A 17,156-nucleotide genomic window follows, 5' to 3' on the forward strand; every position below is an offset into this window, starting at 1 on the left:
CGGGCCGACTGTTTGTAGATTGGGTACATATCCGTTTCTTCGGGTGCTGCCGCTGGCGGTTTCGCTCTTACAGCGACTCACTTTTCCAAACGCCGAAAAGTAAGCAAAAGGCTTTGCCCCGGCGTACGGCACTTCGCTTAGGCTCAGTGTTCCCTCGCTACGGCGTCCATCAGGGGGCATCGCCTACGGTTTGCTTCGCTGCACCTCCTCTCGATGTATGCGGCTACGCCGCACGGCGCTGCGCGCCTACCCCCTGATGAACACCTCCGCTCGGCCTGCCGAAGGGGCAAAAAATCAAAAGCCAGAGCCAGAGCCAGAGCAAAAGCCAGATCAAGAGCCACTCACCACGATGAGCGTTAGCTCGAGAAAAGCTTTTGATCTTTTGGCGACGTCGGAAGGCTGAGTGGAGGGATTTATCCGGGGGTGGGAGCGCAGCGACCGTTTGGCGAAGCCAAACACATCGAGAGGAGGTGCAGCGAAGCAAACCGTAGGCGATGCCCCCCGGATGAATTCCGGAGCGAAGGAACCCCGAGCCCCAGCGAGCGGGCCGGACGTAGGAGCAAGCGTTTTTGGTTACTTTTGAGGCGTTTGTCAAAAGTGACCCGCCGTAAGGGCGGAACCCTAAGAAGCCGTTACCGCAGCAACGGATATACACCCAATCCCCAAGAACATCCGATAACCGCCCACAAAAAAACGCCCCAATCTCTCGACCAGGGCATTTTCCATTCAACTCAACCTACACAAAAAGCCTCAGTGCGAAACCGCCCCACTAGCCCCCAACCCCGTCTGCGAACGCACAAACTGCGGGAAGAACAGCGCCCGCTCGTTCTCTGCCGCCGCCGACTTGTCGGTGATCGAGAAGAACCAGATTCCGATAAACGCAATGATCATCGAAAACAGCGCCGGATACTCGTAAGGGAAGATCGCCTTCTCATGATGCAGAATCTGCACCCAGATGGTCGGGCCAAGAATCATCAGGCCCACCGCACTCACCAGACCCAGCCAGCCGCCAATCATGGCGCCACGGGTGGTCAGCTTCTTCCAGTACATCGAAAGCAGCAGCACCGGGAAGTTGCAGCTCGCCGCGATGGAGAACGCCAGGCCGACCATGAACGCAATGTTCTGGCTTTCGAACAGGATGCCCAGGCCGATGGCCAGCACGCCCAGTGCGACGGTGGTGATCTTCGAAACGCGGATTTCATCCTTCTCGTTGGCCTTGCCCTTCTTGATCACACTGGCGTACAGGTCGTGGGACACCGCCGAAGCACCGGCCAGAGTCAGGCCCGCCACTACCGCCAGGATGGTCGCGAACGCCACGGCCGAGATGAAGCCGAGGAAGATGCTGCCGCCCACGGCGTTGGCCAGGTGCACCGCCGCCATGTTGTTGCCGCCGAGCAGAGCACCCGCCGCATCTTTAAAGGCCGGATTGGTGCTGACCAGCAGGATCGCGCCGAAGCCGATGATGAAGGTCAGGATGTAGAAGTAGCCAATGAAACCGGTCGCGTACAGCACGCTCTTACGGGCTTCTTTCGCGTCGCTCACGGTGAAGAAGCGCATCAGGATGTGCGGCAGGCCGGCGGTACCGAACATCAGCGCCAGGCCGAGGGAGAACGCCGAGATCGGGTCTTTCACCAGACCGCCGGGGCTCATGATCGCTTCGCCCTTGGCGTGAACCTTGATGGATTCGGAGAACAGGGTGTTGAAGTCGAAGTTGACGTGCTTCATCACCATCAGCGCCATGAACGAGGCACCGGACAGCAACAGCACCGCCTTGATGATCTGCACCCAAGTGGTCGCCAGCATACCGCCGAACAGCACGTACAGGCACATCAGGATACCGACCAGAATCACCGCGACGTGGTAGTCGAGACCGAACAGCAGCTGGATCAGCTTGCCGGCACCGACCATTTGCGCGATCAGGTAGAACGCCACCACCACCAGCGAACCGCAGGCCGACAGCGTGCGGATCTGGGTTTGCCCGAGGCGGTAGGACGCCACGTCGGCAAAGGTGTATTTGCCGAGGTTGCGCAGACGCTCGGCGATCAGGAACAGAATGATCGGCCAGCCCACCAGGAAGCCGATCGAGTAGATCAGGCCGTCGTAGCCGGAGGTGAACACCAGCGCGGAAATCCCCAGGAAGGACGCCGCCGACATGTAGTCACCGGCAATCGCCAGACCGTTCTGGAAACCGGTGATCTTGCCGCCCGCCGCATAGTAGTCGGCAGCCGACTTGTTGCGTTTGGAGGCCCAGTACGTGATGCACAGGGTCGCGCCGACGAACACCACGAACATGACGATCGCGGAAACGTTGAGCGGTTGTTTGTGGACTTCGCCGGTCAGGGCGTCAGCGGCCCAGGCGGCCGGAGCGAACGCTGCGATGCTCAAAAGAGCCAGTAGACGCCGGATCATTGCTGAGCCTCCTTGAGAATCGCATTGTTCAGGTCGTCGAACTCGCCATTGGCGCGGCGTACGTAGATACCGGTCAGGATGAAGGCCGAGACAATCAGCCCGACACCGATGGGAATGCCCCAGGTGATCGATGAGCCGGCACTGATCTTGGTCCCGAGCACTTGCGGCCCGTACGCGATCAGCAGGATGAATCCGGAGTAGAGCCCTAGCATGATCGCCGAGAGTATCCAGGCGAATCTTTCCCTTTTTTTCACCAGCTCCTTGAAGCGCGGGCTGTTCTGAATAGAGAGGTAAATGCTGTCGTTCATTGTTTTTATCCTCGCAGCACAGATTTTTATTTTTGGAACATATCCACTGTATGCGGCTGCGAGCCGGCTTCCAGACGACCTTAGTAGTAGAACGCCATGGCGTTTTTGCCAATTTCCAGACGGCCCGAAAAAGGTGCGCATCCGCCATTAAAGGAAGGGCCATAAAAAAGGCCGTCCGACGTGAATGCCGGGCGGCCCTGGGAAGCGCAGACTAGACGCTTCGACTTATATTACTTGGTCCATTCAGCCACGCGGTCCGGGTGTTTGGCGACCCAGTCCTTGGCAGCGGCTTCAGGTTTGGCACCGTCCTGAATCGCCAGCATCACCTGACCGATTTCATCTTTGGAGGCCCACTGGAAGTTCTTCAGGAACTTCGCCACTTCCGGCGCCTTGGCATCCAGCTCTTTGCTGCCGATGCTGTTCACGGTTTCAGCCGCGCCATACACGCCTTTCGGGTCGTCGAGGAAGCGCAGCTTCCACTTGGCGAACATCCAGTGCGGCACCCAGCCGGTCACGGCGATGGATTCGTTCTTTTTCTCGGCGCGGGTCAGCTCGGCGATCATGCCGGCGCCGGAACTGGCCTTGAGGGTGTAACCGGTCAGGCCGTAATCCTTGATCGCCTGGTCGGTCTTGAGCATCACGCCCGAGCCGGCGTCGATGCCGACGATGCGATTCTTGAAGCTGTCGTCGGTTTTCAGGTCTTCGATGGATTTGGCTTTGACGTACTCGGGCACGATCAGGCCGATTTTCGCGTCCTTGAAGTTCGGGCCGTAATCGACGACCAGATCCTTGTTCTTCGCCCAGTATTCGCCGTGGGTCACGGGCAGCCAGGCCGACAGCATGGCGTCGAGTTTGCCGGTGGCAACGCCCTGCCACATGATCCCGGTAGCGACGGCCTGGAGTTTCACGTCGTAGCCGAGTTTCTGTTTGATGACTTCGGCCGCCACGTGGGTGGTCGCGACGCTGTCGGACCAGCCGTCAACGTAACCGATGTTCAGGGTCTGTTTTTCAGCGCTGGCGAAAGTTGAGCTCATCGCAAGCACCAGAGCGGCACCTGCGCCTAAAAGTCGTCGCATCTTCATCGTTACTTCCCCGAAATGCTGCGCCCGACGGATGCCGGGCATCGTCAACGTATTGTTATGGTGCACAGCGCCCCCATCACGCCTGACCGCAAACTCGTTCGAACATCAGCGGAGTACTGATGGCTTTGATCATCAACCTGACGCACACAGCGACCTGCTCTGCCAGCGACCTCGAAGCAACGAGAAACGACATCAGAAAGCCATTAACTGCGTCTGAATATTTGACGCCAGACAATCCGCCCGAACTTTGCATGTCAAAAACATGCAGGCCACCAACCCCTCTATAAATGCAGGTAACATGCGTCGCTTTGCAGCCACTCGGCCTGACCATGTCCGCATCCTCCCGCTTCCCTTTTCTTCCTTATCTGTTCGCCTGCCTGCTCGGCCTGTTTGCGCTTTGCGGCTTCTGGTACGGCCTCGGCAAACCGGTGATCCTGCCGGATGTCGCCACCCCGACCCACAAGTTGCAGTGCGCCTCCTACACGCCGTTCGACAAGGATCAGTCGCCGTTCGACGTGCCGTTCAAACTGCGCCCGGAGCGCATGGACGCCGACCTCGCCCTGCTCGCCACCCGCTTCGAATGCATCCGCACCTATTCCATGACCGGCCTCGAAGCCCTGCCGGAGCTGGCGCGCAAGCATGGTTTGAAGCTGATGATCGGCGCCTGGGTCAACAGCAACCCGGTGGACACCGAGAAAGAAGTCGATCTGCTGATCGCTTCGGCCAACGCCAACCCGGACGTGGTCAGTGCCGTGATCGTCGGCAACGAAGCCTTGCTGCGCAAGGAAGTCACCGGTGCGCAACTGGCGAAGCTGATCAACAAAGTCAAAAGCCATATCAAGCAACCGGTGACCTACGCCGATGTCTGGGAGTTCTGGCTCAAGCACCCGGAAGTCGCGCCGGCGGTGGACTTCCTGACCATTCATTTGCTGCCGTACTGGGAAGATGATCCTTCGAACATCGACGCTGCCCTGCAACACGTGGCCGATGTGCGCCAGGTGTTCGGCAACAAGTTCGCGCCCAAGGACGTGATGATCGGCGAAACCGGTTGGCCGAGCGAAGGTCGCCAGCGTGAGACTGCGCTGCCGAGCCGGGTCAACGAAGCCAGGTTCATTCGTGGTTTTGTCACCCTGGCCGAACAGCAGGGCTGGCATTACAACCTGATCGAAGCGTTCGACCAGCCGTGGAAGCGCGGCAGTGAAGGTGCGGTCGGCGGTTACTGGGGGCTGTTCGATGCGGATCGCCAAGACAAAGGCGTGCTGGCCGGGCCGGTGTCGAACGTGCCTGACTGGTCGCGCTGGCTGGCAATCGGCGGCTTGATCTTCTTCGGCACGCTGGCGCTTGGCGGCCGGGTTCGCACCACGGGTTCAGCGCTGGTGCTGCCATTGCTTGGCGCCCTCGCCGCTTGCTCGATCGGCGCCTGGGCCAACCTGGCATGGCTGACCACGCGCTTCGCCAGCGAATGGGTATGGGTCGGCCTGCTGACTGTGCTGAATCTGCTGGTGCTGGCCCATGCCGCACTGACCTTGAGCGCCCGCAGTGGCTGGCGTGAACGCGCCTTCAATGCCTTTGAACGACACGCCGGCTGGCTGGTTGCAGCGGCCGGTTTTGCGGCAGCGGTAATGGTGCTGGAGATGGTGTTCGATCCACGCTATCGCAGCTTCGCGAGTGCGGCGTTCATTCTGCCGGCACTGGTTTACCTGTGCCGCCCGGTGCCGGTGGCCCGCCGGGAAATTGCCCTGCTGACCTTCATCATCAGTGCCTGCATTGCGCCGCAGCTGTTCCGTGAAGGCTTGCAGAACCAACAGGCCTGGGGCTGGGCGCTGGTCAGCGGGTTGATGGTGGCCGCGTTGTGGCGCTGTCTGCGGGTTCGCAACCGCTGATCTTCAGAGGCTGAACCGGCCTCTTCGCTGGCAAGCCAGCTCCCACAGTGACCGAGTCAAGCTCGGGTTTTGTGTGCGCCACGCACCACTGTGGGAGCGGGCTTGCCCGCGATGACTGAGTGTCAGACGCTGCGAGACTCTCTGACCAACCGCAGCCCGGCAATCACTACCGCAAACACCGCCAGCGTGGTGTTGTACAACGCCAGCGCCGGAAACCCGAACACCAGCGCCAGCACCGCCAGCCACCACCCTGCCCGTCCCGGCACGACAAAACCGATCACGGCAGCCGCGACCGCCGCCCAGCCGAGCATCTGGAAATGAATCATCAGGCCCAGGTTCGAGCGCACCGAGCATTCCCAGCGGCTCGCCTCGTCAACGCAGATGCCCACCCACTGCGCGTCCTCCATGAAGCCATAACGCGCGCCATAACTGGCGGCCAGCCATAACGGCAACAGAACGAGCAGCAGAATCACGGGCAAGCGGCGGGACATGGAGCACTCCAATCGATGAAATCGGCGGCCAGCTTAATCGCCTGCCAGCCGTGTGCAAGAACTAACAACTCTTAACTGGTCTTTCGATCCGCGCAAAGTGTATCGTCCGGCTACTATTACCCCGAATTCCGTCTGATTGGTGCCGATGCATGGCACTTTGGCGCTAACCCAGTGGTCATAGCCTGCGAACCTCATTCGGCACCTTCCTTTAAGGGATTCACTCATGCTCCGATCCTTGCGCTTCGCCGCCCTGTTTGGCGGCCTTATCCTGAGTGCGTCCGCGCTGGCGGTGGATATCGACGCCGCCAGTTACGGCTATCCGCTGACCAACCCGTTTGAAGCGACCATCGCCACCACGCCGCCGGACCTGCGTCCGGAGTTGCCGTCGGACGACGACATCAATCAGACCGACCGCAGCGTCACCCTGCGTCCGGAACGCGAGTTCATCCTGCCGGACAACTTCTGGGCAGTGAAAAAACTCACCTATCGCATCGCCACCCAGGACAAGGCAGCCCCGCTGATTTTCCTGATTGCCGGCACCGGCGCGCGGTATGACAGCAGCCTCAACGAATACCTGAAAAAGCTCTACTACAAGGCCGGCTACCACGTAGTGCAGCTGTCCTCCCCTACCAGTTTCGACTTCATGAGCGCCGCCTCGCGTTTCGCCACTCCCGGCGTGACCAAGGAAGACGCCGAAGACATGTACCGGGTGATGCAGGCCGTGCGTGCGCAAAACCCGAAAGTGCCGGTCACCGACTATTACCTCAGCGGTTACAGCCTCGGTGCGCTGGACGCAGCGTTCGTCGCCCACCTGGACGAAACCCGCCGCAGTTTCAACTTCAAGAAAGTCCTGCTGCTGAATCCGCCGGTCAACCTGTACACCTCGATCACCAACCTCGACAAGCTGGTGCAGACCGAGGTCAAGGGCATCAACAACAGCACCACGTTCTATGAACTGGTGCTGGCCAAACTGACCCGCTACTTCCAGCAGAAAGGCTACATCGACCTCAACGATGCACTGCTCTATGACTTCCAGCAGTCCAAGCAGCACCTGAGCAACGAGCAGATGGCGATGCTGATCGGCACCTCGTTCCGCTTCTCGGCGGCGGACATCGCCTTTACTTCGGACCTGATCAACCGTCGCGGCCTGATCACCCCGCCGAAATTCCCGATCACCGAAGGCACCAGCCTCACGCCGTTCCTCAAGCGTGCGCTGCAATGCGACTTCGACTGCTACCTGACCGAACAAGTGATCCCGATGTGGCGCGCCCGCACCGACGGCGGCAGCCTGCTGCAACTGATCGATCAGGTCAGCCTGTACGCCCTCAAGGATTACCTGCACGACAGCCCGAAAATCGCCGTCATGCACAACGCCGACGACGTGATCCTCGGCCCTGGCGACCTCGGTTTCCTGCGCAAGACCTTCGGCGATCGCCTGACGGTTTATCCACTGGGCGGCCATTGCGGCAACCTTAACTACCGCGTCAACAGCGACGCCATGCTGGAGTTCTTCCGTGGCTAAATATCTCCTGCTGTTTGCAGCGTTACTCTGTGCAGGCGTGGCCCAGGCCGACAACAGCAAAGCCAACGCACCGGTGGTGGTCGACAGTGACGGCTTCAAGGAGCCACTGTCCAAACTCAAGTTCAACCCGGGGCTGGACCAGCGCGAGTTCGAGCGCTCGACGCTCAACGCGCTGAACGTGTATGACCCGCTGGAGTCGTGGAACCGTCGGGTCTACCACTTCAACTACCGCTTCGACCAATGGGTGTTCCTGCCGGTGGTCGATGGTTATCGCTACGTCACGCCCGGTTTCGTGCGCTCCGGTGTGAGCAACTTCTTCAACAACCTTGGCGACGTGCCGAACCTGGTCAACAGCCTGTTACAGTTCAAGGGCAAGCGCTCGATGGAAACCACCGCGCGTCTGCTGCTCAACACCACCATCGGCATCGCCGGCCTGTGGGACCCGGCCACCGCCATGGGCCTGCCGCGCCAGAACGAAGACTTCGGCCAGACCCTGGGCTTCTACGGTGTACCGGGCGGCGCCTACTTCGTACTGCCGATCCTCGGCCCGTCGAACATCCGCGACACCGCCGGCCTGGCCGTGGACTACACCGCCGAATCGGCGATCAATTACCTGAACGTGTCGAAAGTCAGCGAAAACCACCCGGAAATCTGGGCGCTGCGTGCGGTCGACAAGCGTTATCAGACCCGCTTCCGCTACGGTCAGATGAACTCGCCGTTCGAGTACGAGAAGGTGCGCTACGTGTACACCGAATCGCGCAAGCTGCAGATCGCCGAGTAACACCGGCAGCCACAAAAAAGGCCATTCGATGGGTATCGAATGGCCTTTTTTATTGAGCCGTCAATCAGCCCTTCAGGGCTTTCCAGAGCTTGCCGACGACCGACACAACAGCCAGCACCACCGCCCCCGCGACAACCCCCGCCACGCCATTGAGCAACACCGGCACTGCAAACCCTGCACTGCCCGCCGCTGCGGCAACGCTCTCGATCCAGTGATGCACCACCGGTACGCCGTGAGTCAGGATGCCGCCGCCGACCAGGAACATCGCCGCCGTGCCGATCACCGACAGGCCTTTCATCATGTACGGTGCGGCGCGCAGGATCGCGTTGCCGATGCGTTTCGCCGCAGCGCCGGGCTTCTGGGTCAGCCACAGGCCGAGGTCATCGAGTTTGACGATGCCGGCCACCAGACCATAGACGCCCACGGTCATGACGACCGCGATGCCCGACATCACGATCACTTGCTGGGTCAGCGAAGCCTCGGCCACGGTGCCAAGGGTGATGGCGATGATTTCCGCCGAGAGGATGAAGTCGGTGCGGATCGCGCCTTTGATCTTGTCCTTCTCGTAGGCCACCAGATCGGTCGCAGGATCGGCCACGGCCTCGGTCAGCTGCGCATGTTCGGCCTGATCTTCATCCTTGCCGTGCAGCAGTGGGTGCGCGAGTTTCTCGAAGCCCTCGAAGCACAGATAGGCGCCGCCGACCATCAACAGCGGCGTCACCAGCCACGGCACGAACGCACTGATCGCCAACGCCGATGGCACCAGGATCAGTTTGTTGACGAACGAGCCCTTGGCCACCGCCCACACCACGGGAATTTCCCGTTCGGCGCGCACGCCCGAGACTTGCTGGGCATTGAGCGCCAGGTCATCGCCGAGCACCCCGGCGGTCTTCTTGGCGGCCATTTTGCTCATCAACGCCACATCATCCAGAACGGTGGCGATGTCGTCGATCAGCACCAGCAAACTGCTTCCTGCCATGGGTCAGGCTTCCCTGTGTAAAAAAGTGCGCGCAGCATACCGTGCGCCACTCAAGGGAGCGAGAGGCTACGGCACCTGCCAGCCACCGCCCAGGCTCTGGAACAGCGCGACACTGCCCTGACTGAGCAAGCCCTGGGTATCGCGCAGATTCTGCTCGGCCTGCAACAGCACCAATTGCTGGGTCAGCACCGCTTGCTGGCTGACCGTCCCCGCCCGCTGCTGCGCCTGCTGACTGCCGAACAACTGCTGATTGCGCTGGAACATCTGATCAAAGGCTTGCGCCTGAATATGCAGATGATTGATCGCCGACAGATTGTCCTCGACGTTCTGCAACGCCCCGAGCACCGTGCCGCGATACGTGGCCACGTCCTGATCGTAAGTGGCTTCAGCTTCCTGTTTGGCCGCTTGCCGGGCACCGCCGTCGAAAATGGTTTCCGCCAGCGCCGGCCCTAGAGTCCAGATGCGGTTGGGCACAGAGAACAGGCCGCCCAGCGCCGAACCCCGGAAGCCACCTTCGGCGGTCAGGCTCAGAGTCGGAAAGAATGCCGCTTCGGCCACGCCAATCCGCGCGTTGGCCGCTGCTGCCAGACGTTCGGCGGACACCACATCAGGTCGACGTAGCAACAGATTCGACGGCAGCACCGGCGGCGGCATCGGCGTCGTGAAGCGATAGTCAGCGGCCTTGGGCAAATCGAACTGCGCCGGCGCCATGCCCACCAGCACCGCCAGCGCATGTTCGGCCTGCTCCCGCGAACGCTGGGCGGTTTGCAGCGCCGTGATCACCGTACTGAGCTGATCCTGCGCCACCAGCAATTGATCGTTGGTCGCCGTGCCTTGAACGGTTTGCGCCTGGATCATCGTCAGCAATTGCTGATTGATGGCATGCTGTTGCTGCAACAGGTCGATGTCGATATCCAGTTGCCGCAGCCCCAGATAATTGGTCGCCACGCTGGCGCCGATGGACAGCCGCACACCGGCCAGCAGCGCGTCGGAGGATTGCAGCGACGCCTGGCTCGACTCGATACCGCGTCGCACCTGCCCCCACAGATCCGGCTCCCAACTGGCCGTCAGGGTGGCGCTGACCGTTTGTTCGACGGTGCTGCCGCTGCTGCCGGTCAAACCGCTGGTGGTGCTGCCGCTGGCCCCGCCGCCAACACCGCGAGCGCCGGACAAACCCACACCCACCGTCGGCCACAACCCGGCACGGCTCGACGCCACCTGCGCCTGCGCCAGCCGATACGCCGCCTCGGCGCCGATGATCGACTGGTTGGCCTTGGCGGAGCGCTCGATCAGATTGTTGAGTACCGGATCCTGATAGATCCGCCACCATTGGCTGTCCAACGCGCCTTGCGGATTGGCCCGGGCGCGCTGCCATTGGGTGCCTTCCTTGAACGAAGTCGGCAATTCAATCGCTGGCTTGTGATAGTCCGGGCCGACCATGCAACCGCTCAGCAACAGGCTCAGCACAAGGCTGGCACCCACGGGAAACAGGCGACGTTTCATTTATCGCTCCTTACGCTTCAGGCGCTGCGACGCCCGGTCCAGCCAAAGGTAGATCACCGGCGTGGTGTACAGCGTCAGCAACTGGCTGAACAGCAGTCCGCCAATGATCGAAATCCCCAACGGCCGGCGCAGCTCCGAGCCATAACCGCTGCCCAGCACCAGCGGCAGTGCACCGAGGATCGCCGCCAGCGTGGTCATCATGATCGGCCGGAAGCGGATAAGGCAGGCGCGGCGGATCGCGTCCTTGGCGCTCAGGCCGAATTCGCGGCGCTCGGTGATGGCGAAGTCGATCATCATGATCGCGTTCTTCTTGACGATCCCGATCAGCAGAATCACCCCCACCAGCGCGATGATCGACAGTTCAGTGCCGGTCAGCAGCAAAGCGATCAGCGCGCCGACACCGGCCGACGGCAAGGTCGAAAGAATCGTCAGCGGGTGCACCAGGCTCTCGTAGAGCATGCCCAGCACCACGTACACCGACAGCAGCGCCGCGACGATCAGCAACGGCTCGCTGGCCACCGAAGACTGGAACACCTGCGCCGTCCCGGCGAACTGCCCGACCACACTGGCCGGCATGCGCAATTGTTTGACGGCATTGTCCACCAGGGCCGTTGCCTGGCCGATGGAGACGCCCGGCGCGAGGTTGAACGACGCGGTCACTGCCGGAAAAGTCCCTTGATGACTGATCGAAATCGCCGTGCGCCCCACGGAGTAATCAGCCAGCGCCGACAGCGGTACCAGCGTCTGCGAGACCTTGGCATTCAGGTTCGGCGCTGCCGCAGCGCCCTTGGTCGTGACCGCTGCGGTGCCCACCGGCACGTAAATGTTCTTCAGGGTCGCCGGGGACGCCCAGTACGCCGGCGCCACTTCCATCACCACGTGGTACTGGTTGGCGGAACGGTAAATGGTCGACACCTGGCGCTGGCCGAAGGCGTCATACAGCGTCTGGTCGATGGCCGACATGCTGACCCCGAGCCGGGCGGCAGCGTCGCGATTGACCGTCACGCTGGACATCAGACTGTTGTCCTGCTGATCGGTGTTCACATCAGTCAATTGCGGCAAGCCGTGCAGCACCGCGACGACTTTCGGCACCCATTCATCGAGGGTGCTCTGGTCGTCGGCGGTCATCGTGTATTGGTACTGCGCCCCGCTCTGCCGGCCGCCAACCGTGATGTCCTGCGCCGATTGCAGATACAGGCGAGTGCCGGGCATGTCGCCGAGGGTGTGGCGAATCTGGCCGATGACCTGATCGGCGCCGTCCTTGCGATCCGCCAGCGGCTTGAGGGTGATGAACAATTGCGCACTGTTGACCGCCCCGCCGATCCCGCCACCGCCGCCGACAAACCCGCCGACGGTCGCCACGTTCGGATTGCTCAAGACCTTTTTATTGATCTCGCTGAAGTTCGACTGGATCGCCCCGAAGGAAATGCTTTGCGCCGCAATGATGCTGCCGGACATGCGCCCGGTGTCTTCCTGCGGAAAGAAACCCTTGGGCACCAGCACATACAGCACGCACGCCAGCACGATCACCAGCAGCGTCAGCAGGCCCATCAAAAACGAATGCTCGACAACCCAACCCAGCGTGCGGTCGTAGAACCGGTGAAAGTACGAATCCGGATGATCATCGCCGTTGCCGCTCTGCTGTTGAGTGCGCAGCAGCACGCTGGCCAGCATCGGCGTCACCGTCAGCGACACCAGCATCGAAATCACGATGGCCACTGACAGCGAAATCGAAAACTCGCGAAACAACCGCCCGACCACCCCGCCCATCAGCAGCAATGGAATGAACACCGCCACCAGCGACACGCTGATGGTCATCACCGTGAAACCCACCTCCCGCGCCCCGGCCAGAGCGGCTTGCACGCGGCTTTCACCTTTCTCCAGATGTCGCATGATGTTCTCGACCACCACGATCGCATCGTCCACAACAAACCCGGTGGAAATGGTCAGCGCCATCAGCGACAGGTTGTTGAGGCTGTAGCCAAGAAAATACATCGCCCCGAAAGTGCCGAGCAGCGACAGCGGCACGACGATGGCCGGGATCAGCGTGCTGCGCCAGTCGCGGAAGAAACCGAAGGTCACCAGCGTCACCAGCGCGATCGAAATCAGCAGGGTCACTTCCACGTCGTGCAGCGAGGCGCGGATGGTGGTGGTGCGGTCCATCAGGATGTTGATCTTGATCGCCGAGGGGATCGAACTCTGCAGGAACGGCAGGTCGGCCTTCACCGCATCCACCGTGTCGATGACGTTGGCCCCGGGCTGCTTGAACACCACCAGCAACACCGCCGGTTTGCCGTTGGACAGGCCGAAGTTGCGCAGGTCTTCGACATCCTCGGTGACGTCGCCCACGTCCGAGATGCGCACCAGATCGCCGTTGCGTTGCTTGACCACCAGCGGCCCGTAATCGCTGCCCTGATAGAGCATGTCGTTGGCCTTCAGGCCATAGGACTGATCGCCGACCGACACCGTGCCCTTGGGCAGATTGACGTTGGACGCCTGAATAACCTGCCGAACCTGCTCCAGGCTGACGCCGTAGCGATTGAGCCGGTCCGGATTAAGCTCGATGCGCACCGCCGGCAGCGCCGCGCCGCCCACCGTGACATCGCCGACACCCGTGGTCTGCAACAGCCGCTGCTCGAGCAGGGTCGAGGCCACGTCGTACATCTGGCCACGGGTCGCCGAATCGGAAGTCAGGCTGAGAATCAGGATCGGCGAGTCGGCCGGGTTGACCTTGCGGTAGGTCGGGTTGCCGGACAGGTCGCTCGGCAGGCTGCTGCGCGCTGCGTTGATCGCCGCTTGCACGTCCCGCGCCGCGCCGTCGATGTCGCGATTGAGGTCGAACTGCAAGGTGATGCGGGTCGCCCCCAGCGAACTGGACGAGGTCATTTCGGTGACCCCGGCGATCTGCCCGAACTGGCGCTCCAGCGGCGTCGCCACCGATGACGCCACGGTGCTCGGGTCAGCACCGGGCAACGACGCGCGCACGCTGATGGTCGGGAAATCCACCTCCGGCAGCGGCGCCACCGGCAGCAGGTTGAACGCCAATACGCCGAACAGCGCCAGCCCGACCGCCAGCAACGTGGTGGCGATGGGGCGCTGAATGAACGGCGCGCTAAGGTTCATCGCGCAAGGCCTCGGCCGCCGCTGGACGGCGCCGGGTGAAGCGCTGCTCCAGGCCATGCATGGCGAGGAAAATCACCGGGGTCGAGAACAGCGTCAGCAACTGGCTCAGCAACAGCCCGCCGATGATCGCGATCCCCAGCGGATGGCGCAGCTCCGAGCCGATCCCGGTGCCCAGCGCCAACGGCACCGCGCCGAACAGCGAGGCCATGCTGGTCATCAAGATCGGCCGGAAACGCAGCTCGGCGGCCTGACGGATCGCGGCCACCGGATCGAGCCCGCCCTTGCGCTCCAGCTCCAGGGCGAAGTCGACCATCATGATGCCGTTCTTCATGACGATGCCGATCAGCAGCACGATGCCGATCAAACCGATGATGTCGAACTGCGTGCCGGTGATCAGCAACGCCAGCAAGGCGCCGAGCGCGGCTGACAGCAGGGTCGAGAGAATTGTCACCGGGTGCACGAAGCTCTCGTAGAGAATCCCCAGCATCAGGTACACCACGATGATCGCCGCCAGCACCAGAAACACCTGATTGGACAACGACGCCTCAAACGTCGCCGCCGCCCCTTCCAGATTGGCCTGCACCGACAGCGGCAGGCCGGCCCGGGTTTCGATGTCCTTGAGCCGTGTCACCGCCGCGCCGAGGGTCTGGCCGGGGGCGAGGTTGAACGAGACATCGGCGTAGGGAAACTGTCCCAGACGATTGATGGTTACCGGCGCGCGAATCACCTGCATCGTCGCCATGCTCGACAGCGGCGCCACCCCGCCGCCGGGAATGTCGACGTAGAGCCCGGTCAACAGATCCGCCAGATTGTGTGGCGGATGGTCGGTGGCGATCACCACGTGATACTGGTTGAGCTGGGTGTAGATGGTCGACACCTGGCGCTGTCCGAAAGCGTCATACAACACGTCGTCGATGGCCTGCGGCGTGATGCCCAGACGCGATGCGGTGGCGCGGTCGAAGTTGAGCTGGATCTGATTGCCGAACTGCATCGCCTGGCTTTGCACGTCGGTGAACATCGGGTCCTGTTTGATCGCCGCCAGCAGCTTGTTGGTCCAGGTTTCCAGTTCGCCCGGGTCAGTGGCTTGCAGGCCGAGACGGTAACTGGTGGTCGAGACCGTGGCGTCCAGCGTCAGGTCCTGCACGCTGTGCAGGTACAGGCGAATCCCGGCGTCGTCGGCATTGGCGTCGGAGAGCCGGCGAATCACCGCTGCGCTGCTGTCGCGCTCGCCGTGGGGCTTGAGGTTGATCAGAAGGTTGCCCTGATTGATCGTCGGGTTGGTCTGGTCGATGCCGACGAATGACGACAGGCTCGCCACTGCCGGATCCTTGAGAATCCGCGCAGCCAGCCGCTGCTGTTCGCTCTGCATCTGCTGGAAGGAAATGCCCGGCGAGGCCTGGGAAATGCCCTGGATCAGCCCGGTGTCCTGCTCGGGGAAAAAGCCCTTGGGCATGATCACGATGATCAACAGCGTCAGCAGCCCGGTGAGCACCACCGAGATCAGCGTCAGCCCGCGATGCAGCAGTACCCAGTCGAGGCCTTTGACGTAATAGCCGTTGACCCGGTCGAAGAAATCGACCCGGCGTTCCTCGTGTTTGTGCTTGAGCATCCGCGAACACATCATCGGCGTCAGGGTCAGGGTGATCAGCGCCGAGATGACGATGGTCACCGCCACCGTCATGGCGAATTCGCGAAACAGCCGGCCCACCACATCGCCCATGAACAGCAGCGGAATCATCACTGCGATCAGCGCCACCGACAGCGAAATGATGGTGAAGCCGATTTGCTCCGCGCCTTTGAGCGCAGCCTGCATCGGCGAGTCGCCGGCCTCGATGTAGCGGGTGATGTTTTCGATCATGACGATGGCGTCATCGACCACAAAACCGATGGCAATGGTCAGCGCCATCAGCGTCAGGTTGTTCAGCGAAAACCCCACCGCGTAGGCCACCGCCAGGGTGCCGACCAGCGTCAACGGCACGGTCACCGCCGGGATGATCGTCGCCGCCACGTTGCGCAGGAACAGAAAGATCACGATCACCACCAGCAACACCGCCACCGCCAGTTCGTATTGCACGTCGGTGACCGAAGCGCGGATGGTTTGCGTGCGGTCGGTGAGCACGTTGACCTTCAGCGTCGCGGGCAGGCTGGCACGCAGCTTGGGCAGCAGTTGTTGCACGCGGTCGACCACATCAATCACGTTGGCCCCGGGCTGACGCTGGATATTCAGGACAATCGACGGCGTGCTGTCGGTCCATGCCGCTTGCCGGGGGTTCTCCGGGCCCTGGGTCGACGAAGCGATCTGCGACAGGCGAATCGGCGCGCCGTTCTTGTAGGCGATCACCAGATCGCGGTACTCCTCGGCGGACTGCAACTGGTCGTTGGTGCCGATCGAATACGCCTGATATTTGCCGTCGATATTGCCCTTGGCCTGATTGACGTTGGCCGTGCCCAGCGAGGTGCGCAGGTCATCGAGGGACAGCCCCAGACTGTTCAGCGCCGAGGTGTTGGCCTCGACCCGCACCGCCGGGCGCTGACCGCCGCTGAGGGTGACCAGACCGACGCCGGTGATCTGCGAAATCTTTTGCGCCAGCCGCGTGTCGGCGAGGTCTTCAACCTTGGTCAGCGGCAACACGTCGGAGGTCAGCGACAGCGTCAGCACCGGCGCATCGGCCGGGTTGACCTTGCTGTAGACCGGCGGGTACGGCAGGTTCGCCGGCAGGAAGGTGCCGGCGGCGTTGATCGCAGCCTGCACTTCCTGCTCGGCGACATCCAGCGACAGCGACAGATCGAATTGCAGGGTCACCACCGAGGCGCCGTCGGAGCTGGTGGAGTTCATCGACTTGAGCCCCGGCATCTCGCCGAGCTGGCGTTCCAGCGGCGCAGTGATCGACGAACTGATGACCTCGGGACTGGCGCCGGGGTATTGGGTGAACACCTGAATGGTCGGGTAATCCACCTCCGGCAACGCCGACACCGAGAGCAAGTGATAACCGAGCAGACCGAGCAACAGTACGGCGACCATCAGCAGCGTGGTGGCCACCGGGCGTTCGATGAAGGGGCGCGAGACGTTCATGG

The 17,156-nt window shown here is 61.9% G+C and carries 11 protein-coding genes; 3 read left to right on the forward strand and 8 right to left on the reverse strand.

Annotated elements, in window-relative coordinates; all coding sequences use genetic code 11:
- Window positions 1-750 precede the first annotated feature (750 nt).
- From M5B44_RS00385 to M5B44_RS00395, 3 genes are all read right to left on the reverse strand, one after another.
- The gene (locus tag M5B44_RS00385; RefSeq protein WP_085710542.1) at window positions 751-2,409 is read right to left on the reverse strand and encodes a cation acetate symporter; all 1,659 of its coding nucleotides are present in this window, start codon (window positions 2,407-2,409) and stop codon (window positions 751-753) included.
- Window positions 2,406-2,717 carry a DUF485 domain-containing protein gene (locus tag M5B44_RS00390; RefSeq protein WP_085710541.1) on the reverse strand — a complete coding sequence of 104 codons (312 nt, stop codon included), beginning with the start codon at window positions 2,715-2,717 and terminating at the stop codon, window positions 2,406-2,408. Before M5B44_RS00390 ends, M5B44_RS00385 begins: the two co-directional genes overlap by 4 nt.
- 230 nt (window positions 2,718-2,947) lie before the next feature.
- Entirely contained in the window at window positions 2,948-3,799 is an 852-nt protein-coding gene (locus M5B44_RS00395) for a glycine betaine ABC transporter substrate-binding protein (RefSeq protein ID WP_085710539.1), read from the reverse strand.
- 287 nt (window positions 3,800-4,086) lie between these two features.
- On the opposite strand from M5B44_RS00395, the gene M5B44_RS00400 reads away from it, so the two are divergent.
- Complete coding sequence (locus M5B44_RS00400; protein WP_248737926.1) at window positions 4,087-5,682, forward strand: beta (1-6) glucans synthase; 1,596 nt, start codon at window positions 4,087-4,089, stop codon at window positions 5,680-5,682.
- Between the two features lie 122 nt (window positions 5,683-5,804).
- Here M5B44_RS00400 and M5B44_RS00405 read toward each other — a convergent pair whose 3' ends face one another.
- On the reverse strand, window positions 5,805-6,173 hold the full coding sequence (locus tag M5B44_RS00405) for a hypothetical protein (protein WP_134825917.1): 369 nt from the start codon (window positions 6,171-6,173) through the stop codon (window positions 5,805-5,807).
- 223 nt (window positions 6,174-6,396) lie between these two features.
- On the opposite strand from M5B44_RS00405, the gene M5B44_RS00410 reads away from it, so the two are divergent.
- Together M5B44_RS00410 and M5B44_RS00415 are read left to right on the forward strand one after the other, a co-directional pair.
- The gene (locus M5B44_RS00410) at window positions 6,397-7,695 is read left to right on the forward strand and encodes a serine/threonine protein kinase (RefSeq protein ID WP_085710535.1); all 1,299 of its coding nucleotides are present in this window, start codon (window positions 6,397-6,399) and stop codon (window positions 7,693-7,695) included.
- A complete protein-coding gene (locus M5B44_RS00415) occupies window positions 7,688-8,476 on the forward strand; it encodes a VacJ family lipoprotein (protein WP_085710534.1) in 789 nt (262 codons plus the stop codon). Before M5B44_RS00410 ends, M5B44_RS00415 begins: the two co-directional genes overlap by 8 nt.
- Before the next feature lie 64 nt (window positions 8,477-8,540).
- On the opposite strand, the gene M5B44_RS00420 is transcribed toward M5B44_RS00415, so the two are convergent.
- The 4 genes from M5B44_RS00420 to M5B44_RS00435 all read right to left on the reverse strand — a co-directional run bounded on the left by M5B44_RS00420 (window position 8,541) and on the right by M5B44_RS00435 (window position 17,154).
- Window positions 8,541-9,455, reverse strand: coding sequence for a DUF808 domain-containing protein (locus M5B44_RS00420; RefSeq protein ID WP_134825915.1), 915 nt, complete (start codon window positions 9,453-9,455; stop codon window positions 8,541-8,543).
- Between the two features lie 66 nt (window positions 9,456-9,521).
- Entirely contained in the window at window positions 9,522-10,958 is a 1,437-nt protein-coding gene (locus M5B44_RS00425; RefSeq protein ID WP_248737927.1) for an efflux transporter outer membrane subunit, read from the reverse strand.
- Window positions 10,959-14,081: an efflux RND transporter permease subunit gene (locus M5B44_RS00430; RefSeq protein ID WP_248737928.1), complete on the reverse strand. Its 3,123-nt coding sequence runs from the start codon at window positions 14,079-14,081 to the stop codon at window positions 10,959-10,961.
- Complete coding sequence (locus M5B44_RS00435) at window positions 14,071-17,154, reverse strand: efflux RND transporter permease subunit (RefSeq protein WP_248737929.1); 3,084 nt, start codon at window positions 17,152-17,154, stop codon at window positions 14,071-14,073. Before M5B44_RS00435 ends, M5B44_RS00430 begins: the two co-directional genes overlap by 11 nt.
- Between the last annotated feature and the right edge of the window lie 2 nt (window positions 17,155-17,156).

Origin of the sequence: Pseudomonas sp. MWU12-2029 (assembly GCF_023242425.1) — a bacterium.
In the GTDB taxonomy this organism is placed as follows: Bacteria; Pseudomonadota; Gammaproteobacteria; order Pseudomonadales; family Pseudomonadaceae; genus Aquipseudomonas; species Aquipseudomonas kribbensis.

Coding starts and splice junctions, on each gene's coding strand:
- M5B44_RS00385 (WP_085710542.1), bottom strand. CDS start 2,409: ATGATCCGGCGTCTACTGGCTCTTTTGAGCATCGCAGCGTTCGCTCCG.
- M5B44_RS00430 (WP_248737928.1), bottom strand. CDS start 14,081: ATGAACCTTAGCGCGCCGTTCATTCAGCGCCCCATCGCCACCACGTTG.
- M5B44_RS00410 (WP_085710535.1), top strand. CDS start 6,397: ATGCTCCGATCCTTGCGCTTCGCCGCCCTGTTTGGCGGCCTTATCCTG.
- M5B44_RS00400 (WP_248737926.1), top strand. CDS start 4,087: ATGCAGGTAACATGCGTCGCTTTGCAGCCACTCGGCCTGACCATGTCC.
- M5B44_RS00420 (WP_134825915.1), bottom strand. CDS start 9,455: ATGGCAGGAAGCAGTTTGCTGGTGCTGATCGACGACATCGCCACCGTT.
- M5B44_RS00405 (WP_134825917.1), bottom strand. CDS start 6,173: ATGTCCCGCCGCTTGCCCGTGATTCTGCTGCTCGTTCTGTTGCCGTTA.
- M5B44_RS00435 (WP_248737929.1), bottom strand. CDS start 17,154: ATGAACGTCTCGCGCCCCTTCATCGAACGCCCGGTGGCCACCACGCTG.
- M5B44_RS00395 (WP_085710539.1), bottom strand. CDS start 3,799: ATGAAGATGCGACGACTTTTAGGCGCAGGTGCCGCTCTGGTGCTTGCG.
- M5B44_RS00425 (WP_248737927.1), bottom strand. CDS start 10,958: ATGAAACGTCGCCTGTTTCCCGTGGGTGCCAGCCTTGTGCTGAGCCTG.
- M5B44_RS00390 (WP_085710541.1), bottom strand. CDS start 2,717: ATGAACGACAGCATTTACCTCTCTATTCAGAACAGCCCGCGCTTCAAG.